Here is a 20,891-nt window from a genome sequence, read left to right as displayed (position 1 = left end):
GACCAGAACCTAACTACGGCCGCCGTCCCCGGACATGACAGAGCGGTATGGCAGATCCCTGCCATACCGGGTCCCGGCCCGGCTGACAGGGATGTGCCACTTGCCCGCGGTGGACCACACGGCCTGCAATGGCTGGACCACCGCCTGGAAAGAGGGACGGTCCATGAGAAACCAATTCCGCGTGGTCGACTTCATCGTCGACTTTCTTCGCCGGCAGGACGTCGGGCATGTATTCGGAGTCGGTGGCGCCAATATCGAAGATCTCTACGATGCGATTCAGCACGCGGAATCGAGTTCGGAATCCGGTCCGGGAGCCGGTGCGGGCTCCGGCCCGATCGGCGTGGTCGCCAAGCACGAGTTCTCGGCCGCGACCATGGCGGACGGATATCACCGCGCCTCCCAGCGCATACCGGTGATAGCCGCCACCTCGGGCGCCGGGGCCATGAACCTGGTCCCCGGGATCGCCGAGCTCAGGGCTTCCTTCGTGCCCGCCCTCGTCCTGATCGGGCAGCCGCCCACCTCACTGGACGGGCACGGTTCCTTCCAGGAGACCAGCGGGCTCGCCGGGTCCATCGACGCGGAGCGGCTGTTCGGCGAGATCGCCGTGCACTGCGTACGCGTCGAGGACCCGGAGTCCATCACCGAGTCGCTGCCGCGTGCCCTCGCGGCGGCGCTGGACCCGGCGGCGCCGGGGCCGGCCGTGCTCCTGCTGCCCAAGAACGTGCAGCAGGCCGTGCTGCCCGCCTGGGACGCTCCGGGGCCACCCGAGGTCGCCGTCCGTGAGCTCTCCACGGCGGCCGAACGCGAGCGGGCCGTGGCCTTGTTGCGCTCGGCCGGGGAGCGCCAGGGCGTGGTGGTGATCGCGGGTGAGGCGGTGGCCAGGGCGGACGCACGGCCCCAGCTCGCCCGGCTCGTCGAGGCGCTCGGGGCACGGGTTGCCGTGGCCCCGGACGCCAAGGACGTCTTCGACGACCGCGATCCGCGTCACCTGGGCATCGCCGGGGTGATCGGCACCGCGGGCGTACAGGAGGCCCTGGAGCAGGCATCCGCCGTGGTGCTGGCCGGGACCCGGCTGCCGCAGATGGCGGGCGCCGGACTGCACGACCACCTCAAGGGTTCGCCGGTGGTCTGCGTCGACCCACGGCCGCCGTTCCTGGAGCCGCACGAGGATCTGGTGCGCCTCACCGGGCCTCTGGGCACCGAAATGGCCGTACTGGCACAGGAGTTGACGGCCGGGAAGGTGGGAGCTTCGGCAGTTCCCGGGCAGCAGGGCCCGCCCGCCGTGACCGGGGCGGCGCCACCGCCTCCCGCCGAACTCGCGCACTCGGGTCCGCTGGACATGCGTGCCGCCGCGCTGGTCGTCGGCGCCGCGCTGCCCGCGGGGGCCACCGTGGTGAGCGACGCGGGCAACACCGGCGCCACCGTGATCCACCACGTGGGTGTGCCCGTCGACGGGCGGTTCATCGTCGCCATGGGCATGGGCGGCATGGGCCACAGCTTCGGGGCCGGCATCGGGGCCGCGTTCGCGACCGGCAGACGCACCTGTGTGTTCGCCGGAGACGGGGCGTTCTTCATGCACGGCATGGAGGTGCACACCGCGGTCGAGCACCGTCTTCCCGTCACCTTCGTGATCTTCAACAACAACTCGCACGGCATGTGCCACACCCGCGAGCAGCTCTTCTACTCCGGCGACTACACCTACAACCTCTTCCGCCCGGCCCGGATCGGCGAAGGCGCCGCCGCGATGTTCCCCGGCCTCGACGCGGTGACCGCCACGACAGCGGACGAGCTGCGCGCCGCGCTCGCCCGCGCCGAGACCACCGGCTCGCCCGCACTGATCTGCGTCGAGACCGACCCCACCGAGATGCCTCCGTTCCGTCCCTTCCAGCAGCACGCCATGGCCGTCGGAAAGAGCCGGCCCAGCAACCAAGGAGTCGTACCAGGATGACCACCGTCACGAGCACGGACACCACCACCGCCGACTACGTCGCGCCGGAGCCGATCCCCGCCGACCTCAAGGACGTCCCCGGGCTGCTCCGCTGGGAGACCACGCCCCGCGAGGAGGCCCTCGCGCAGGCCGCGCAGATGACCAAGGAGTCGTTCACGTACGACGAGGTGTACGGGAAGTTCGTCACCGTCCACCAGTACATCGACGCGCCGCCGCAGGCCGTCTACGACTACCTCACCAACGAGCGCAACCTGAACGAGTACACCTACAGCACCCGTGACTTCGCGCCCACCGACACCCCCGGCCTCTACCAGGGCCGCGACACCCTCCTCGACGACGAGACCAAGATCTTCCTTCGGATCGACGGCGACCCGCGCGCCCTCACCGTCGACATGAAGTGCGCCTGGGACCAGGGCGAGGAGCTGTGGATGGTCTACATCCACCGGATCATCGACGCGCAGACCGTCCTGAACAAGCCCGGCTCCGTGGTCATCTGGACCAACTGCCGTCACCCGTACTACGACAAGAACCCGCACCCGGAGCTGGCGTCGAGCCCCGAGCGCCCGTGGGTCGGCGACATGTGGAACCTCTTCTACGCCGGTCACCAGATAGAGATCGACAACATGAAGAAGATCCTGGAGCTGCGCAACGGCAGCGACGGCAGCACCGGCGCATGAGAACGGTCAGTCTGCTGGAGCTCGCCTCCTACCTGCCCGGGGAACCGGTGGGCACGGAGTACTTCCTCGAACATCAGGAGGGCGCGGCCGATCTGGCCGGGCACACGATGTTCAAGGCGCCGCGCACCCGGCACCAGGTGTCCAGGGACGAGACGCCCGCGGACATGATGGAGAAGGCCGGTCTCGTCCTGCGGGACCGGATCGGGGACGACGCCCTGCGCGCCGTCGACGTGGTGATCACCAACTCGCTGCTCCCCGAGGTGCCGTTCACCGGTCCTGGGGCGGAGGTCGCGCACCGGCTCGGCGTCAAGGCCGACTGGGTGCTCGACGCCCACAACGGCGGCTGTGCGTCCTTCGTCCATCTGCTGCGTCTGGCCCGTGCGCTGATCGGCTCGGGCCAGGCCAGGTCCGCGCTGCTCTTCAACGTGCAGAACAGCGCGGGCCCGGTGATGACGCAACCCGACGTGCGCAGGCTCCCCGAGGCCGTCATCCCCGGTGACGGCTGCGGCGCCGCCTATGTGGCGGCGTCCGAGGAGTCACCGATCCTCGGCATCGAGGTCGCCAACCACGGCGAGTTCACCCGGGACTGCGGCCTCGCGCTGCACGACGGGCGCAAGTACTGGGAGGCGGGCTCCAGCCAGATGCACGTCGGGTTCACGCCCGACAAGGTCGCCGACATCGTCGAGCGCGGCAACCGTCTGGTGCCCGAGGTGGTGAACCGGGTCTGCGAGTCGCTCGACCTCAAGACCGACGACCTGGACCTGCTGATCACCAACCAGCCCAACCGGATGTTCCTCAAGCAGTGGCAGGAGCGGCTCTCCATCGGCCCCGACCGCCATCTGGACACCTTCGACAGGTTCGGGAACCTCTTCGGCGCGGCCGTTCCCATCACCCTCGACCACGGCATCCGCGAGGGCCGGGTCGAGGACGGCAGCCTGCTGATGCTGGCCGGCTTCGCCCACGCAGGGGACTTCGCGGGAGCCGCCGCCGTGCACTGGCGGGCGGGAGGTGCGCGGGGGTGACCCACGGGCCCGGGGGCGGTTCGCGCCGCCCCCGGTCCTCCCGCAGATCACGCGGCCCTTCCGCGGAACACGCGGTCCTCCCCGCAGATCACGGCAACTCGCCTGACTCACAAGGAGAGTCCATGACCCGCCCCAAAGCCGTCGTCATCGGTGCCGGCATCGGTGGCCTGACCACCGCCCTCGCCCTGCACCGACGCGGCTGGGACATCACCGTCCTGGAACGCGCCCCCACCCTGGCCCCGATCGGGGCCGCCCTGACCCTGGCCCCCAACGCACAGCGCGCACTCGCCGCCCTCGACCTCGGCGCCGAGGTCACCGCCCTCGCGGCATGGCAGGGCGACGGCCTGATGTGCGATCCGCGGGGCCGCCCGCTGACCCGCACCCACAGCTCGGCCGTCGCCGCCCGGTTCGGCGGCCCCCTGGTGGTCCTGCGCCGCAGCGACCTGGTCGACCTGATCGTCGACCGGCTGCCCGAAGGTGTCCTGCGCACCGGCGAGGCGGCCTACCTCACGGACGCGGGATCGGCCGGCCGCAAGGCACACGTCAGCAGCCCGCAGGGGGTGTACGAGGCGGATCTCGTCGTCGCCGCCGACGGCGTGCACTCCAAGACGCGCGCCATCCTCTTCCCCGGCCACCCCGGCTCCGCCTACGGCGGCTGGACCGTGTGGCGCATCCTCGCTCCGATGCCGGGCCCCGGCTTCGTGCCGCACGAGTCGTGGGGCGGCGGCCTCGTCTGGGGCAGCCTGGTCCGGGACCCGGACAGCGTGTTCATCTACGCCTGCGCCGCGACCGAGGAGGGCGGCCGCTCCCCCGACGGCGAGAAGGCCGAACTCGGCAGGCTCTTCGGCCACTGGCACGACCCCGTGCCGACCCTGCTCGGATCGGTCGACGAGCCCGACATCCTGCGCCACGACGTGCATCACATGGCCGTGCCGCTCGGCTCGTTCCACCGGGGGCGCACCACGCTGCTCGGGGACGCCGCGCACGCCATGGTGCCGACCCTGGGGCAGGGCGCCAACATGGCGATCGAGGACGGCGTCGTCCTCGCCCACCACGCCGTGCCGGGCTCGGATCCGCTCGCCGCGCTCGCCGCGTACGACCACGACCGCAGGCCGCGTACGACCGCGATGGTGCGCCGCGCCGAACGCATCCTGAAGCTGACGTCGCTGCGTTCCCGGGCGGCCGTCGCCACGCGCGACGCCGTCTTCAGGGCCGCTTCGAGGGCCGTCCCCGGCCTGCTCCTGCGCGGCTTCGACGGAATCGCCGACTGGCATCCGCCGACCGTGCGCATCCCGGTGGCCGAGCGCCACCCCCTATGACCCGGGCGGCCCGTCGGCCGTCCGTCTGCCGAACACCCCTGCAGTAACGGCAGAACAACCCCCAACAGAAGGAAACTGACTGTGCGTCACATTCTCAAGGCCAGCACCGTGGTCACCGCCGCCCTGTTCGCGGGCGAGATAGCGCTCGCCGCCCCCTCCGTCGCGGCCCCCACCGCGTCCCAGACGGTGACGGCGTCGTACGACTGCGGCAGCTACGGCGTATCCGACCTGACGATCGAGGCCTCGGCCGCGGACGGCGTCGGCTCCGTCAAGATCTCCACCAGCGGCGGTCTGGCCCCGGTCGACATCCCGGCGAACTCGATCACCGCCACGTTGCGTCTCGAGCGCGCCGGGGGCGGCACGGTGGACTTCACCGGCACGGCCAACGACGCGGCCGCCGCCGGGCAGCCGGTGACCATCGGCGCGCTGACCGGTGCGGTGTCCGCGGGCGACAGCCTCGACTCGTACATCCCGGCCGCGGGCTCCGGCGACTCCTCGCTGAGCCTCAACATCCTCGGCAGCACCAACACCTGCAAGGCCGTCTCGAAGCAGACGCCGGGGCCGATCGTCTTCTGATGCAGTTCTGATGCGGGCGCGCGTCCTTTGATGCACGTGACACATCCCGGGGGCCTGACTGTGCGCACAGTCAGGCCCCCGCGGCTGTCCGCCCGCCGTCGGGTCCGTGCACCACCACCGGGGCCGTGACGTCGGCGGGGCGGGCCAGCGCCGCCACGCACGCCTCCCCCACGCCCACCTCGACAACCGCCCAGCGCTCCGCGCCGCCCCGGCCCGTCCGCTCCACGACCGCCGACTCCTGCCACGGCCGCACCGCCACCCCGGCGAGGTCCGTCCCGAGGCCGACCCCCCAGGCCTTGACCACCGCCTCCTTCCGCACCCAGCAGCGCATCAGGGCGTCGTCCCGCTCCGCGCCCTCCCCGGCGGCCTCGACGTGGGCCCGTTCCTCCGGCGTGAGCGCGCGGCGGACCACCGCCTCGGCCTCGGGGGCGCTCCGGCGCTCCAGGTCGACGCCCACGGGCGCCCCGTACGACAGGGCGAGCATCCACCACTCCCCGGAGCGCGACACGCTCGACCGCCACTCGGAGCGCGGCAGGCGGACGTACGGCGGGCCGTGGTCCTGACTCCCGCAGCCCGGACAGCGCGCGACGCCCCAGCGCACCGCCGCCGGTTCGACGCCGTGCCAGCGCGCGACCGTGCGCCGGATCGCCGCTCGGGCGCCCGCGTACCGGGCCCCCGCCACCTCGTCCCCGAAGGCGTCGAAGCGCCACCTCTCCCTCTCGTCCAGGAGCGCCACGTCCCGCTCGGCCGCCGTGTCCGGCACCTGACCGGCCCAGATGTGGACGCCCGCGCGCCCGGCCCCGCTCATCATCCGGCCTGCTGGATCGCGCGTACGACGTGCACCCGTGAGCCGCAGTCCAGCTTCTGCATCACCACGCGCAGATGGTTGGTCACCGTCCACTCCGAGATGCCGAGCTGCCTGCCGATCTGCCGGTTGGTCATTCCCTCGGCGACGAGCAGCGCGACCTCGTGCTGCCGTGGCGTGAGCCCGTGCGGGGCGGCGGGCCCGGCCCGCGAGGGGCGTTCCTCCTTGGGGGCGGGCGCGAACAGGCCCGCGATCAGGGCGCTGTGCGGCGAGACCTGGCGGGCCTCCAGCCGCAGCCTGCGCAGTGCGGCGGGATCGAAGCCCTGGTGCAGCCGGTCGGCCACGGCCCGCAGCGCGACGCCCTCCTCGGAGACCAGCGCGTGCTGCCGGCGCAGGGCCTCGGCGTGGGCGAGGACCTGGGCGAGCGCCTCCCGGTGCTCCTCGTTCCCCGGCCCCACGGCGACGATCACCATCGTCTCCAGGGCCTCGGCCGCCTCCGCTGGGCCGCTGGTGCCCATCAGGAGCCGGATCGACTCACGCACGTTCACGTACGCCTCCGGGCAGCGGCCGAGCAGCCGGCGCACCCGGGCGAGCGCGTTGAGCAGGGCGGCACGGACCACGACCGGTGACCACGGGTCCCGCCAGAACTCAGCGGCCCCGGGTTCCAACTCGACCGGTGTGCACGGCAGTTCCGCCAGCGCCTGGAGCGCCGGGCGTTCCGCGTCCGGGTCGCCGTGTCCGGCGCGCAGGAGCGACTGCGACCGGCGGGCCAGGGCCGCGCCGTACACATCGCCCACGGCGTCGAGTTCCCTCAGCGCGGATTCGAGCAGCGCGGCCGCGCCCGCCGTCTCGCCCTTGCGGCGCAGCAGCTCCCCGGTGTGTGCCGCCACCCGCGCCCGGACCGCGGGGAGTTCGGCGGCGGCGACGGCCGCCCGGTCGAGCACGGCCTCCGCACGCTGCCGCTCGTCCCGGCCGAGCGCCCAGCGGGCCACGGCCATCAGCGCCTCGGCGGCCAGCGCGCCGTCGGCGCACGCGGCGGCGGAGGTCTCCATGGCGTCCGCCGCGTCGAGGTCGAGCCCGTGGCCGAGCAACGGGCCCTCCAGCGCGGTCAGCATGCGCAGCACCCCCGCGTGATCACCGCGCGCACGCAGGTGCCCCGTGGCCTTGCGCAGGTCGGGCAGCCTCGCTTCGACGGCCGCGAGGAGCTGGCCCATGTCGCGCCCCGAGCGCAGCCCGTCCGCGAGCACGGCGGCGAAGGCCGCGCAGTGCGCCGCGTGCTGGTCGAGGGCCCGGGCCAGCGCGTCCGGATCGGCCGCGAGTGCCTGGTGGTAGTGGGCGCGCGCCATGCGCGGCAGCCGGAACTCCGGCTCGCCGTCCGGGCCGCGCCCGGTGAGCAGCAGGCTCTGGTGAACCAGGGACTCGATGCCGGCCACGGCGTCCGCCTGGCCCGCACCGGCCGCCCGGCGCACCTCCGCGAGGCCGAGCGGCGCCTCGAACACCGCAAGCGTGGCGAGGAGTTCACGATCGGCGGGGCTCAGCGCCTGGGTGGCCCAGCCGAGGGCGCTGCTGATGCCGTCGTGCCGGGCCGACGCGTCCCGGAGCCTGCGCCTGCCGATGGGCTCGCCCCTGCCCAGCCTGTCCAGGACGGCCTGGGGTCCCTCGGTGCCGACGGCCTCCGCCGCCAGCTCGATCGCCAGGGGGATGCCGTCGAGCTCCCGGCACAGCTCCGTCACCGCCGACTGCGCCTGCGCGCCGTCGAGTCCCGCGCGGTAACGAGGGCTCACGTGATCGGTGAAGAGCTCCTCGGCCGGTGAGCCGACACCCGTGGGCAGCGGCTCCGTCACCAGGACGCGTTCGGCCCGGATGTCCAGGGAGACCCGGCTGGTGACCAGGATCTTCAGCCGTGGGCAGGCCCTGAGCAGGGCGGAGATGTCCAGGGCCACCCGCGCGGCCACCGGGTCGCAGTTGTCGAGGACGAGCAGCGTCTGGCGCGTGCCGATCCGTGCGGCGGCGGCCCTGGCCGTGTCGACGCCGACACTCGACCAGACCGCCGCGGCCCCGGCCGATTCGGCGAGGTCCGTCCAGAGCAGGGGCGCGCCCCCGGCCCGGGTCCGCGCGATCAGTGCCGCGTGGGCCATATGGCTCTTGCCCACTCCGGCCGGCCCGGTCAGCGTGATCAGGCGTTCTTGTGGCTGGGCCAACAGCCGCTCCAAAAGGGCGAGTTCGCCCTCCCGTCCACGGATCACCCCGAAGCCGTGGCCCATCAGGCGGTCGGTTTCCGCTTCCGCCGCCACACCGCCGCCCCCCGCCACCGCCGGGATCACGACCTCGTACTCCCGCTCTGGTGCAAACATGTCCGCTCTCCCTTGTGTGGTTCCCCGCAACCCCAGCCGGTGAGTCCTTGGTTCAGGCCCTGCTCACCACCTCTTCGCGCCCGCTCTGCGCGGCCCCTGAATCCGTGCGCGCGCTCTCCTCCTCCGAGGTCTCCATGCGGTCGAGCCGCAGCGCGGAGTGCAGTCGGCGCAGCGGCTTCGGCGCCCACCAGTTGGCGCCGCCGAGCAGCGTCATCAGGGCGGGCACCAGGAGCGCGCGGACGACCGTGGCGTCGAGGATCACCGCGAAGGCGGTGCCGAGCCCCAGCTCCTTGACGAAGACCAGGCGCGAGAGCGCGAGCGCGCCCACTGCCACGCAGAACAGCAGCGCGGCCGACGTCACGATGCGTCCGGTGCGGGCCAGGCCCTCGGCCACCGCGGCGCGGTCGTCGAGTCCGGCCGCCCGCGCCTCCTTGATCCGGCCGAGCAGGAAGACGTTGTAGTCGGTGGACAGTCCGAAGGCGAGCACGAAGACCAGCACCGGAGTGGTGGACTCGATGCCGCTCACCGCGTCGAAGCCGAGGTTCCCGTTTTGGAAGACCCAGACGAGGAAGCCGAGCGCGGCCCCGGTGGAGAGGGTGTTCATCAGGAGCGCCTTGAACGGCAGGACGACCGAGCCGGTGAAGGCGAAGAGCAGCAGCAGGGTCACCATGGCCAGGACGCCGATGGCGAGCGGAAGGCGGTCACGGATGCCGTCCTTCTGCGAGAGGAAGTCGGCGGTCTGCCCGGTGAACCGTACGTGCGTGGGCGCGTCGAGCGATCTGACCTCGTCGGCGGCGTCCTTGGCGACCGTGCCCAGCGGCTGTCCTTCGAGGACGGCGTCGATCTCCCAGTGCGTGGCGTCCAGGCGTACCGGCTTCGCGACCGCCTCGACGCCGGGCACCTCCGCGATCTTCTTCGCGTACGCGTCCAGCTTGCCTCCGTCGGTGGTGTCGGCGACGACGCGCAGCGGCGAGGTGGCGGGTGCGGCGAAGTCGTCCTGCATGGCGGCCGAGACCTTGCCGGCGCTGATGCTGGTGGGCAGCGCCGACGCGTCGGCGCCGGTGAAGCGGATGCCGAGCACCGGCGACGCGAGGGCGAGCAGGATCGCGGTGGCGGCGATCGCGACGATCACGGGCCTGCGCATCACCAGCTGCGCGATCCGCCGCCAGCGCCTGACGGCCGGGTCGCCGGCGCCCTCGGTCCCCGCCGCCTGCGTGACGCGCTGCCAGCGCCGCGGGGCCCAGGAGTTGACGCGGTCGCCGAGCAGCGCGAGCACGGCGGGCAGGGCGAGCAGCGCGAACAGCACGGCGGCCAGCGACGTGATCACGCCCGCCATGCCCATGGACTGGAGGTACGGCTGCGGGAAGACGAGCAGCGCCGCGAGCGCGGCGGCCACGGTGAGACCGCTGAAGAGCACGGTGCGTCCCGCGGTCTCCATGGTGCGGCGCAGCGCGAGCGCCCCGGCCCCGTGCCGCGCGAGCTCGTCGCGGTAACGGGAGACGATCAGCAGCCCGAAGTCGACGGCGAGGCCGAGCGCGAGCGCGAAGGCCAGGTTGAGCGCCCCGGTGGAGACGTTGTCGAAGAGGGTGACCAGGCGCAGGCCCGCCATGGTGAGCAGCAGCGTGAAGACCGCGCCGATGACCGGGAGCAGCGCCGCGACCAGGCCACGGAAGACCAGGAAGAGCAGGACGAGGACGACCGGCAGGGCGATGCCCTCGGCCATCGAGAGGTCCTTGGTGGTGACCTCGCCGACCTGGACCATGCCGATGGTCGGCCCGCCGAGGTGGGCGTGGCCGCGCAGCGCGGGGTCGGCGTCGATCGCCTTCTGCAACGCCTTCTCGGCGTCCTTGGTCTCCTTGTCCTTCATCGGCCTGACCGCGCCGATCAGGACGGTGGAGCGCGAGTCCTCGGAGATGAGGGCCGGGTCACCGGCCGACTTGTAGTCGACGACCCGCTTCACCTCGGGCCGCTCCTTCAGGAGCGCGATGCCCGCCGTCACCGCCTCGGGCTGCGTCCCGCCGGGGTCGATGGCCTCATCCGTGCGGATGAGGAGCGCGTACCCCTGCTGGGCGTCGATGCCGGTGGCTTCCTGGATGACCTCGCGGGCCACGGTGTGCGATCCGGTCGGGTCGTCGTAGTCGGCGAGGCCGTTGGTCACCTTGCTCTGCAGGGTGCCGCCGAAGAGGGCTGAGAGCACGGCGAGGCCGATGACCACGTACAGGGTCAGCCTCCGCTTCGCGTGGAGGGCGGAGCCCAGGGCAGAGAACATGCGAGATCACCTTCGAGGTTCGGTGGTACGGGGGCGGAGGCCGGCGCCGGGGGGTGGGACCGGCCTCCGCCGGTCGGGTGCGCCGCCGCTCGGGCGGCGCGGGTCAGGCGGCCACGGGCACGGTGGCCTCGACGAAGCTCAGTGCGTTGTAGATGGTCCGCCGGGGGTCGGTGATGGCCCTGCGGCCGTGCATCACCCGGGTGTTGTCGATGACGGCGACGTCCCCGTCGGCCCAGTCGAGGTTCTCGGTGAGGGCGCCGGTGGTCTCGGTGACGGCGGCGAGCAGCTCGGCGGAGAGCTCTTGGCCGTCGGCGAAGGTGATGCGCGGCTTCTCGTAGTTGAAGGACGGGCCGAGGATGCTGTTGGCGAAGGAGATCCGCTCCCCGAACAGCGTGGGGGCCGCCGCCGGTGTGCGGAACGAGTAGCGCACCCCGCCGTCCGCCTCCGGCGTCACCTCGGTGCCGGGCATCGAGGCGGCGAGGCCGACGAGCTCCTCGACGGCGATCTCCTCGGCGGGCCTGCCCGTGAGGTGGTGGGCCATGGCGCGCCACTGGGGCTCGGCGACATGCCTGCTGTAGACGATGTCCTGGCTGAGGAACGCCGTGCGTACGGGCTCCGCGAGCTCGTCCCACACCCGGTAGCCGTCGCAGACCGTGGTCTGCGAGCCGGACGCGGCCGCCTTCTCGCAGAAGAACCAGGCCAGGTGGGAGCGGAAAGGGCTGTTGCCGTTCTCGGTGTGCAGGCCGACCTCGGCGTGGCCCGCGTCGACCTTCTGCGCGACCTCCGAGTAGAAGTCGCGTGCCGGGTCGAGGGTGGTGGAGGTGGAGGTGCGCTGCACCAGGTCCGTGAACGAGGCCATGTCGGCGCCGAAGCCGCGCAGGAGGAGGAAGCCCGCCTCGGCGAGCAGGTCGAGAAGTTCCTTGGGCTCGACACCGGACAGGGCGCCCGGCTCGGCTCCCGGATCGGCGGGCGTCACGAGCAGTCCGCCGCCGGTGCCGTACGGAGTGGTCCTCAGGGCGCTCATGCGGTGATCTCCTCGGGTGCGGTGCGGGTCAGCAGGTCACGGACGGCGTCCCTGCGGGGGCGCCCGGTCACGGTGAAGCAGGTGGCGTACTCCGGGTCGTCCTCGGCCATGAGGCGTACGGAGGTGGCCCGTTCGATGGCGGAGAGGCGCCCGGCGCCGAACTCCTCGATCTGGCGGCGGGCCTCGACGCGGTCCGTGCCCGCGTCGATCACGAACAGGCCGAGCACCTCGTCGAGGCCGTCCGCCACGATGGCCGCCTCGCGCACGAAGCCCAGTTCGCGGTAGCGGGCCTCGACCCACTCGGGGGACAGATTGCGTCCCGCGGCCGTGATGACCAGGCTCTTCTTGCGGCCGGTGATCCGGATGTAGCCGTCCTCGTCGATGGTGGCCAGGTCGCCGGTGTGCAGCCACCCCTGGTCGTCGACCACCACGCTGGAGGGGTCCTCCTGGGTGTATCCGGCGAACAACGACGTGCTCTGGATGAGCAGTTCGCCGTCCTTCGCGAGCCGCGCCCGTACGTGGTCGAGCGGCTTGCCCACCGTGCCGAACCGGAACTGTCCGGGGAAGTTCCAGGCCACGACCGAGCTGTTCTCGCTCAGGCCGTACCCCTCGTACAAGGGAATCCCGAACGCTTCGAGGCGCTGAAGGACGTCGAGCGAGACGGGCGCGCCGCCACAGGCGATGAAGACGGGCCCGGTGTGCCCGAAGAGCCGGTGCCTGCGCTGGGCCAGGTCCTCCGTGGGGTTCTGTTCGCACAGGGCGAGCAGCAGGCCCGCGACGGTGGGCGGTACGACCATGGCGGTGGGCTGGGCCTGGCGCAGCAGCGACAGCATCCGCGGGCCCGCGTCGGCCACGGTGCCGATCAGGGCGGTGCCGGGCGGCAGGAAGGTGACGCTGCCGCCGTTCAGGAACGGCATGTAGAGCCCGGCGACCTGTTCGATGAGCAGGCTCAGCGGCACCACGGAGAGATAGCGGCCGAAGACCGCGTCGTCGACCCGGCCGCCGAGGGAGGCGAGCAGCGCCTCCATGCCGTGCAGCCTGACCCGTACACCCTTGGGCGCGGAGGTCGTGCCCGAGGTGTGCACGACCTTGACGACGGTGTCGCCGGCCGCTTCCGCCTCGGCGATCTCCGCGTCGAGCGGCGGGAGTTGGGCGCCGGCGGCGGCCTCGATGAGCCCCGGCAGGTCGATCCCGACGACCGCGCAGTCCACGGGCAGGACCCGGACCCCCTTGGCCGCGGCGCGCTCCAGCCACCGCTCGCCGTGCGCGTCGACCAGGCAGAGGTCGGCGTCGGCGAGCAGCGATGCGGCCTGCTCGGCGGTGAAGGCCATGGGGACCGGGATCTCCACGGCCCGCGCGAACAGGGCGGCGAGGTCGGCGACCACCCACTGCGCGGAGTTGTCGGCGAGCAGCCCCACTCGCACGGGCCGGCCGAGCGCTTCCCCGCGCTTGCGCAGTTCGGCGGCGAACACCCGTGCGGCGCCCACGAGTTCACGGTAGGTGTGGCGGACTCCGGGCCCTCCGGTGGTGGAGAGGACCTCGACCATGACCGCGTCGCTCTCGGCCCGCTTCAGGAGCCCGGCCGTCAGGGACGTGGTGTGCGGCATGGCGTTGGTGTGCGACATGACGTCAGGCAGCACGGGTCAGCTCCGTTCGGTTCGGGGAGAGCAGGCGGATGTCGACGGAGTCGAGTGCGTAGCGTTCGACGCCCGTGACCAGCTGCTGGGAGTGGTCGGCCAGGCGGCCCCAGCGCACCGCGGGCCGCTGGTCGTAGAAGGTTCCCCAGCGGGCCAGTTCCTCGGCGCCCAGGCGGGTGCCGTCGGCGTCGCACAGGCGGTGGGTGATCAGACCGAGGCGCTTGGCGAGCGCCGCCGACCGGTTGGTCATCGTCATGGCGGCGTACGACCGGCCCAGGCAGGCCTGGATCAGCGGAAGCGCGCGGTAGATCTCCGCGCCCGCCAGGTTCGCGACCGAGGCGACACTGCCGAGCTGCACGATCTGGTGCCGGTGCACCTGCTGGCCGGCCGCCTCGCACAGCGCGTCCTCGATCGACCCGTCCAGGTACCGTTCCAGGAAGATCGGCCCGTTCTCCGGGAAGGAGATCCCGATGCAGGCCTCCACCTCGTCGGGGCCGCCGTCCTTCCGTCCTACGTACGCGATGAACTGATCCGGATCCGGGGTCACCTGAGCCCCGAAACTCGTCCCGAACACCTTGCTGACCAGCGATGCGGATTCCAGCCAGACCGGAGTCCCCCGCCGGGCGATCACTATCTTCACGTTCCGTGTTCCTTTCGAGAATGGGATTACTCGGCCGGTACGGCACCGAACTCGCGCAGCACCGCCGCGAGTTCATCCAGCAAGGCGCTCTCCTGGGAGCGGACGAAGAAGTGTCCGCCCGGCATCGTGCGCAGCGCGGACCCCCGGTTTCCGTGCTCCGACCAAGCGGCCATTTTGTGGACCGGCACCAGCCGGTCCCGCTCCCCCACGAACAGGCGCAGAGGCACCCGCAGCGGTTCGATCTCGTCCTCTTTCACCACCCCCGAGCAGAGCCTGAGATCGTCCCGGACCAGCGGCATGAAGCGCTGCTGGAATCTGCGCCGCGCGGCCAGCTCGGGCGGAATGCCGCCCAGTTCCGCCAGCCTCGTGGCCAGTTCCTCGTCGTCCGCCGCCGGGTCCAGGATCCGGTTGGGCGGTATGTGGGGCGCGCGGTGCGAGCTGAGGACGAGCGCCTGCGGCAGTACGGCACCCCGCCGCTGTCTGCGCAGGACCAGCGCGTGGGCGATGAAGGCGCCCATGCTGTGCCCGTAGAGCAGGTGGGGCCGCGAGAACGCGTCGTCCAGCTGCTCGTCCATCTCCTCCACCAGCGCGTCCAGGCCGGTGAACCGCGCCTCGTGGGCGCGCTCCTCACGGCCCGGCGGCTGCACCGCCAGCACCTGGACTCCGGCGCCGCGCACATCGAGCTCCCGCTGCCACTGTGCGTAGGCGGACGCGCCGCCGCCCGCACACGGCAGGCAGAACAGGTTCGGCCCGGCGGCGGCGGTGTGCGCCCCCTGCGGCAGGTACGGCGTCTCGGTGACCCTCATGGACACCGAAGATTCCATTCGGACCGGGGCTGGAAACAGTGGGTGCGTACCGGCGTTCGGCGTGGGTTTCTCTGCCCCGGGATGTGACCACGTCACACCCGTGAAGAAATCACGACGCCGGAATCGAATCCTCCAGAAGAGCCCCTGCCATTCGGTGGAGCGAAGGTGAATGGAGGTTTCCGATTACCGCGGGGGTTCCGGGGCGGCACCGGGGTGAGATCTGAAGGTGGAGCATGGGAAAGTCTCACCCCTCAATGGTGAGCCCTTCACTTTCTGCGGACGCTTTCCCCGTATGAGGATTCTGGCAACGGAGAACGCCTCCCCAGACCGAAAAGGAACGTGCTGATGATCGAGATCATTGCCGGCGCACTCACGCTCCCCGCCGCCGCGGACGGCCACACCTCCCCGCGTCCCGCACTCGTCGTGGACCACCTCGACTCCGGCGCCGACGACGCGGTGGCCCTGTTCACCTTCTGCACCCTCATGTCCGGCACCTCCACGGTCAACGAGCTCTCCCACGCATGACGCCCACGGGGGAACAGACGGGGGAACAGACCGCGTACGTCGAGTTCAAGAGCCACCTGCGCTGCGCGGTCGTCCCCGGGGAAGCGGCCTATCTGGTGTCGCACTCCGGGATCACGGCGCTGCGCGGGGCGCAGGCGGAGGCGCTGGCCCCCCTGCTCGACGGGACCCGCACACCCGCCGCCGTCGCCCTCGCCGCCGCCGCGTCGCTGTCCTCGGAGGAGGTCGGCGACGCCCTGCGGGTCCTCGCGGACGCCGGGCTGCTCCGCTTCCAGCAGCGGGCCGGCAGGTCACCGGCCGACCGGGCCGCCGAGGCCTACTGGGATCTCGCGGGCCTCGACGGAGCCCGCGCCACCGAGGAGGCGGCGCGGGCGGCCGTGCGGATCGTGACGCCGCCCGGGACCGCCGGGCAGCCCGGCCTCGCCGACGAGGTCCGGGTCCGCGAGGCCTGCGCGGCCTCGGGCCTGCGCATCACGGACTCGGCGGAGGACTCCTGCCTCAGCCTCGTCCTGTGCGACGACTACCTCTCCCCCGGCCTGCGCGAGGTGGACGCCGAGCACCGGGCGGCGGGGCGCCCCTGGCTCCTCGTACGCCTGGGCGGTCCCGAGCCGTGGTTCGGCCCGGTGTTCCGGCCCGGCGAGGGGCCCTGCTGGTCCTGTCTCGCGACCCGGCTGCGCGGCCACCGCACCACCGAACTGCCATTGCAGCGCGCGCTGCGCCTCGACCACCCGGTGGCCCGGCCCGCGGCCGACCTGCCGACCGGGCGCGCCCTCGCCGTGCAGGCCGCCGTCCTTGAGGCGGTCAAGTGGGCGAGCGGGCTGCGCAGTGCGGAGCAGAGCGCCGTACGCACCCTCGACACCCTCACGCTGCGGACCGCGACCCACCCGGTGACCCGCCTGCCGCAGTGCGCCTCGTGCGGCGACCCGGCGCTCATGAGCGAACGCGGCTGGCGGCCCACCCGGCCGCGCAGCCGCCCGAAGGCCGCGGACGGCACGGGCGGCGGGCACCGCGCGATGGGCACCGCGCGGATGCTGGAGCGTTACGGCCACCTGGTCGGCCCGGTCACGGGCGTGGTGAAGGAGATCCGCCGGGCGCCGGGCGCCCCCGACTTCACCCAGGCCTATGTGTCGGGCCAGAACCTCGCCATGGAGGCCAGCACCCTGTCCGGGCTGCGCGCCGGGCTCCGCTCGCTCAGCGGCGGCAAGGGCCTGACCGCCGAGGAGGCGAAGGTCAGCGCGCTCGCCGAGGCCATCGAGCGCTACAGCGGCACCCGGCGCGGCGACGAGGCGACGGTGCGCGACACCTTCCGCGGCCTCGGCGACGTGGCCCTGCACCCCAACTCCTGCCAGCTGTACGACGACCGGCAGTTCCGCGACCGGTCCCGCTGGAACGCGGCCCGCTCGCCCTTCACCCACGTACCGGAACGCTTCGACGAGAACCGCCCCGTCGACTGGACCCCCCTGTGGTCCCTGGCCACGGAGACGCATCGGCTCCTGCCGACCGGCATGCTGTACTTCCCCGCCGACACGGTGTCCGCGGGCGACCCGATCGCGGACTCCAACGGCAACGCGGCCGGCAGCAGCTTCGAGGACGCCGTGCTCCAGGGCTTCCTGGAGCTGGTCGAGCGCGACGCGGTGGCCCTGTGGTGGTACAACCGCACGCGCCAGCCGGGCATCGACCTGCACTCCTTCGCGGAACCGTACATCGACCAACTGCGCGAGGGCTACGGCCGGTTCAACCGGGAGATCTGGGCGCTCGACCTCACGTCCGACCTGGGCATCCCCGTCGTCGTGGCCCTCTCGCGGCGCACCGACAAACCCTCCGAGGACATCATCTTCGGCTTCGGCGCCCACCTCGACCCCCGTATCGCGCTGCGCCGGGCCCTGACGGAGATGGGCCAGCTCCTGCCCGCCGTCTCGGGGGCGCGTCCCGACGGCTCGGGCTACCGCGTCGACCAGCCGGAAGCCGTCGCCTGGTGGCGCCGCGAGACGACGGCCACCCAGCCCTATCTGACCCCCGCCCCCGACGCGACCCCAAGGGCGCCCCACTCCTGGGACTACACCGCGCGGGGCGACCTGCGGGACGATCTCGCGGCGGCCACCAGCCTGCTCACCTCGCACGGCATGGATCTGCTCGTGCTCGACCAGACCCGCCCCGACATCGGCCTTCCCGTGGTCAAGGTCGTGGTTCCCGGACTCCGGCACTTCTGGGCGAGATACGCGCCCGGACGCCTCTACGACGTTCCCGTCGCGCTCGGCAGGATCGCGGAACCGACGCCGTACGAGGAACTCAACCCGATCCCTCTCTTCGTCTGACGGCACGTGACAGCACGTGACAGCACGTCTAACAAGAGAGGCAATTCTCCGGGCGCCGCACAACGCAAACTCCGAGCACCGCTAAGCGAGTTCATGCGAAAGCACGGTTTTCCCCGGAAGGGACTGATGCGCAGCCATCCCACGTAAGGTCTGCTGGACGAGCGTTGTGGCCGAATACCACGGGCCCGGGGTTCGGGAGCGCCCGAGAAGACGCGCTCTCGTACGCTCTCCTGGCAGAAGAGGAGCACTTCGAGGATGCACAGCGAGACCAAGGACACGTCTGACGTGGCTGGTTCCAGATGGAGCCCTCGGCCTGCCCCCCGGCTGGCCCACGTCATCCTGTTGGCGGCGCTCATCTGCTATCTCGGCATCACCGCGATCAACCTGCTGAGCCAGAAGCCCTCAACGCCTCAGCTCATCACCGGACTCGTCACGCTCTCCGCCGTCTTCGGCCTGCAACTCGTGCATTCCAAACCGGGCGCCGACCGCGCCTCACCCTGGAGGAAAGCCGCCACCCTGGGCGCCCAGGCCCTGCTCACCTATCTGCCCCTGGTCTTCTTCGGCATCCTGTGGGGAGCGATGGCGGGCTTCCTCGGCGGCTCACTGCTGCTCCTGCTGCGCCCCCGGGTGGCCTGGCCGCTCTACGGGGTGACGGGGCTGAGCCTGCTGGTTCCCGGGGTCATCGCCGGGATGTCGGTGATCGACCTCGTCTACATGTGCCAGAGCACCCTGCTCACCGGCCTGGTGATCTACGGCCTGTCCCGTCTGTCGTCCCTGGTCGACGAGGTGTACGCCGCGCGCGCGGAGATAGCCAGGATGGCCGTCGCCAGCGAACGCCTGCGCCTGGCCCGGGACTTGCACGATCTCCTCGGCTACAGCATCTCCGCGATCGTGCTCAAGAGCGAGCTCCTCCAGCGGCTGATCCGGGCCCAGCACCCCCGCGCCGACCAGGAGGTGGAGGAGGTCCTCGCCATCTCCCGGCAGGCGCTCGGCGACGTCCGCAGGGTGGCCCGCAGCTACCGCGACATGTCCCTCGTACCCGAGGTGTCGTCGGCCAAGTCGGTGCTCGACGCGGCGGAGGTCGAGGTCGAGGTGGTCCTCGACCCCGCCGTCGAGGAGATCAGCTCCCAGGCCGGCACGGCATTGGCCACGGTCCTGCGCGAGGGCGTCACCAATCTGCTGCGCCACAGCAAGGCGTCACGCTGCAGCATCACCGCGGTGGTCGACGACGGAACGGCCCGGCTGACGATCATCAACGACGGCGTGGTGGACGACTATCACGACGCCTCTCCGGACAGCGGAAACGGCCTCGGCAACCTGGAACAACGGCTCGGCGAGATCGGCGGCAGACTGATCACCGAACGCGAGAAGGAGATACCGCCGGACTGCGGGGGCTGGTTCCGTCTCGTCGCCGAGGTGCCCGCGCAGGCCGGCGGCCGAAACAGTGCGGAACAACCCCAGAAAAACGGGCGAATAAATCCGAATGGCGCGTTCTAGGCGGCTGATAACATGTGGCCGCGAGCAACAACAGGGGTTCGCGATACGGGTAATCATGGGGGGCTATCGATGATCCGTGTAATGCTCGCCGAGGATATGTACATGCTGAGGGGCGCATTGGTCGCCTTGTTGAACCTCGAACATGATCTGGACGTCGTGGCGAGCGTGGAACGCGGCGACGAGATTCTCTCCACGGCCCGCGAGTTCCAGCCTGACGTCGCCATCATCGACATCGATCTTCCCGGCCTCGACGGACTGAGCGCGGCGGAGCAACTGCACGAACGCCTGCCTCAGTGCCGCACCCTGATCCTGACCAGCCTCGGCCGCCCCGGCACCTTGCGCCGGGCGATGTCCGCCAAGGTCTCCGGATACCTGCTCAAGGACGCCCCGCCCCAGGAACTCGCCCAGGCGGTGAGGAAAGTGGCGGCCGGCCAGCGGGTCATCGACTCGGAACTCGCGCTGGCGGCATGGGGCAGCGCGGACAGTCCGCTCACCTCACGCGAGACCGAGGTGCTGCGCCTCGCGTCACAGGGTTCGGACGCCGGCGAGATAGCGAAGCGGCTGCGGCTCTCGGTGGGGACCGTACGGAACTATCTGACGACGGTGGTGACGAAGCTCAACGCCCGCAACAGGGTGGACGCGATCCGCATCGCGAATGACTCCGGGTGGTTGTGAGGCGCCCAACGGGGCAGCTCAGGACGGTGGTTGAGCGGCCACTCCGGCTGCCGCGAGGTAGCAGAGGATGCCTTCCGTGACGTCGCCGGGCAACGGCAGTACGGCGGTGATGGCCTTGAGCGTCACTGGTCGGGCGAGGGCGAGCGCGAAGACCATCATGGCCTCCTGCCGGTGGATGACCAGGCGATGCGAGGCCGTACGCGACTCGAAGGTGGCCGTGAGCGGGTCGAACGCGAAGGAAAGCCCGAGGAAGATTTGGATGGGCCGCGCCCGGTCCAGGGGCAGGACGGCCAGCGACGCGCGCCCTGCCCCGTTCCCCTCGGCCGGGGACGCCCCGCCCACGCCGGCCAGCGGCGCGATCGACAGAAGCGGACCGCTCAGGCCGTCGAGCCCGAGGGTGCGGACCAGCAGATGGGGGAAGCGTCCGAACACCGGCCGCATCATGAAGTAGACCTTCGCGTCCCGGTCCCGGCCTCCTTCGCCGTCGTCGACCAGCGCACTGTCGACCAGCGCGTTGCCGAGAAGAACCGGCCCCAGTTGCATCCGCCGGAGCACTTCGAGGACGGTGGGCCCCGGGCTCGCCACGCGGGCGGTGCCCTGGTCCCAGGTGAGCACCAGGGACCCCGTGAGCGCGTCGGACTCGACCACCACGTCCTCGCGCAGCGACCAGAGATGCCGCAGCCGTCCGCCGGGCAGCTCCAGCAGATCGATCGTGGCCTCCATGCGCGCTCTCCTCGCAGTGTCTGAGAGTGTCCACTCTGTAGGCGCACGGAGGTATTCCGACAGTCATGAACTCATGCCGGGG

General features: G+C 71.7%; 17 protein-coding genes. 9 read left to right on the top strand and 8 right to left on the bottom strand.

Annotation, left to right across the window (positions count from 1 at the left end):
• Positions 1-163: 163 nt before the first annotated feature.
• The 5 genes from ACWFRU_RS16445 to ACWFRU_RS16425 all read left to right on the top strand — a co-directional run bounded on the left by ACWFRU_RS16445 (position 164) and on the right by ACWFRU_RS16425 (position 5,542).
• Positions 164-1,948 carry a thiamine pyrophosphate-binding protein gene (locus tag ACWFRU_RS16445; RefSeq protein WP_453687445.1) on the top strand — a complete coding sequence of 595 codons (1,785 nt, stop codon included), beginning with the start codon at positions 164-166 and terminating at the stop codon, positions 1,946-1,948.
• Entirely contained in the window at positions 1,945-2,625 is a 681-nt protein-coding gene (locus tag ACWFRU_RS16440) for an SRPBCC family protein (RefSeq protein ID WP_453687443.1), read from the top strand. The genes ACWFRU_RS16445 and ACWFRU_RS16440 overlap by 4 nt, the downstream gene beginning before the upstream one ends.
• A complete protein-coding gene (locus tag ACWFRU_RS16435) occupies positions 2,622-3,647 on the top strand; it encodes a 3-oxoacyl-ACP synthase III family protein (RefSeq protein ID WP_453687441.1) in 1,026 nt (341 codons plus the stop codon). The genes ACWFRU_RS16440 and ACWFRU_RS16435 overlap by 4 nt, the downstream gene beginning before the upstream one ends.
• Positions 3,648-3,769: 122 nt before the next feature.
• Complete coding sequence (locus ACWFRU_RS16430) at positions 3,770-4,966, top strand: FAD-dependent oxidoreductase (RefSeq protein WP_453687439.1); 1,197 nt, start codon at positions 3,770-3,772, stop codon at positions 4,964-4,966.
• An 81-nt stretch (positions 4,967-5,047) separates the two neighbouring features.
• Positions 5,048-5,542, top strand: coding sequence for a hypothetical protein (locus ACWFRU_RS16425; protein ID WP_453687437.1), 495 nt, complete (start codon positions 5,048-5,050; stop codon positions 5,540-5,542).
• Positions 5,543-5,612: 70 nt separating this feature from the next.
• Here ACWFRU_RS16425 and ACWFRU_RS16420 read toward each other — a convergent pair whose 3' ends face one another.
• The 7 genes from ACWFRU_RS16420 to ACWFRU_RS16390 all read right to left on the bottom strand — a co-directional run bounded on the left by ACWFRU_RS16420 (position 5,613) and on the right by ACWFRU_RS16390 (position 15,077).
• Positions 5,613-6,353, bottom strand: a complete 741-nt coding sequence (locus ACWFRU_RS16420) for a 4'-phosphopantetheinyl transferase family protein (RefSeq protein ID WP_453687436.1) — start codon at positions 6,351-6,353, stop codon at positions 5,613-5,615.
• Positions 6,350-8,701: a LuxR C-terminal-related transcriptional regulator gene (locus tag ACWFRU_RS16415; protein ID WP_453687434.1), complete on the bottom strand. Its 2,352-nt coding sequence runs from the start codon at positions 8,699-8,701 to the stop codon at positions 6,350-6,352. The genes ACWFRU_RS16420 and ACWFRU_RS16415 overlap by 4 nt, the downstream gene beginning before the upstream one ends.
• A 52-nt stretch (positions 8,702-8,753) precedes the next feature.
• The gene (locus tag ACWFRU_RS16410) at positions 8,754-10,970 is read right to left on the bottom strand and encodes an MMPL family transporter (protein ID WP_453687432.1); all 2,217 of its coding nucleotides are present in this window, start codon (positions 10,968-10,970) and stop codon (positions 8,754-8,756) included.
• Positions 10,971-11,073: 103 nt separating this feature from the next.
• Positions 11,074-11,994 (bottom strand): TauD/TfdA family dioxygenase, encoded by a 921-nt coding sequence (locus ACWFRU_RS16405; protein ID WP_453687430.1) that lies wholly within the window; start codon positions 11,992-11,994, stop codon positions 11,074-11,076.
• The gene (locus ACWFRU_RS16400; RefSeq protein WP_453687428.1) at positions 11,991-13,634 is read right to left on the bottom strand and encodes an AMP-binding protein; all 1,644 of its coding nucleotides are present in this window, start codon (positions 13,632-13,634) and stop codon (positions 11,991-11,993) included. The genes ACWFRU_RS16405 and ACWFRU_RS16400 overlap by 4 nt, the downstream gene beginning before the upstream one ends.
• Positions 13,624-14,271 carry a thermostable hemolysin gene (locus ACWFRU_RS16395; RefSeq protein ID WP_453687426.1) on the bottom strand — a complete coding sequence of 216 codons (648 nt, stop codon included), beginning with the start codon at positions 14,269-14,271 and terminating at the stop codon, positions 13,624-13,626. The genes ACWFRU_RS16400 and ACWFRU_RS16395 overlap by 11 nt, the downstream gene beginning before the upstream one ends.
• 26 nt (positions 14,272-14,297) lie before the next feature.
• The gene (locus ACWFRU_RS16390; protein ID WP_453687424.1) at positions 14,298-15,077 is read right to left on the bottom strand and encodes a thioesterase II family protein; all 780 of its coding nucleotides are present in this window, start codon (positions 15,075-15,077) and stop codon (positions 14,298-14,300) included.
• A 345-nt stretch (positions 15,078-15,422) separates the two neighbouring features.
• Here ACWFRU_RS16390 and ACWFRU_RS16385 point away from each other — a divergent pair, with 345 nt between their 5' ends.
• From ACWFRU_RS16385 to ACWFRU_RS16370, 4 genes are all read left to right on the top strand, one after another.
• The gene (locus tag ACWFRU_RS16385) at positions 15,423-15,602 is read left to right on the top strand and encodes a hypothetical protein (protein WP_365820037.1); all 180 of its coding nucleotides are present in this window, start codon (positions 15,423-15,425) and stop codon (positions 15,600-15,602) included.
• Complete coding sequence (locus tag ACWFRU_RS16380; RefSeq protein ID WP_453687422.1) at positions 15,599-17,914, top strand: TOMM precursor leader peptide-binding protein; 2,316 nt, start codon at positions 15,599-15,601, stop codon at positions 17,912-17,914. The genes ACWFRU_RS16385 and ACWFRU_RS16380 overlap by 4 nt, the downstream gene beginning before the upstream one ends.
• Before the next feature lie 255 nt (positions 17,915-18,169).
• Complete coding sequence (locus ACWFRU_RS16375) at positions 18,170-19,411, top strand: sensor histidine kinase (RefSeq protein WP_453687420.1); 1,242 nt, start codon at positions 18,170-18,172, stop codon at positions 19,409-19,411.
• A gap of 69 nt (positions 19,412-19,480) precedes the next feature.
• Positions 19,481-20,086: a response regulator transcription factor gene (locus tag ACWFRU_RS16370; RefSeq protein ID WP_363208996.1), complete on the top strand. Its 606-nt coding sequence runs from the start codon at positions 19,481-19,483 to the stop codon at positions 20,084-20,086.
• A gap of 18 nt (positions 20,087-20,104) precedes the next feature.
• Here ACWFRU_RS16370 and ACWFRU_RS16365 read toward each other — a convergent pair whose 3' ends face one another.
• On the bottom strand, positions 20,105-20,809 hold the full coding sequence (locus tag ACWFRU_RS16365; RefSeq protein WP_453687419.1) for an NADH oxidase: 705 nt from the start codon (positions 20,807-20,809) through the stop codon (positions 20,105-20,107).
• Positions 20,810-20,891 lie beyond the last annotated feature (82 nt).

The organism is Streptomyces sp. NPDC055099 (assembly GCF_053607685.1).
The sequence above is the reverse complement of the archived record's forward strand: the minus strand, read 5'-3'. Positions and strand labels throughout refer to the sequence as shown.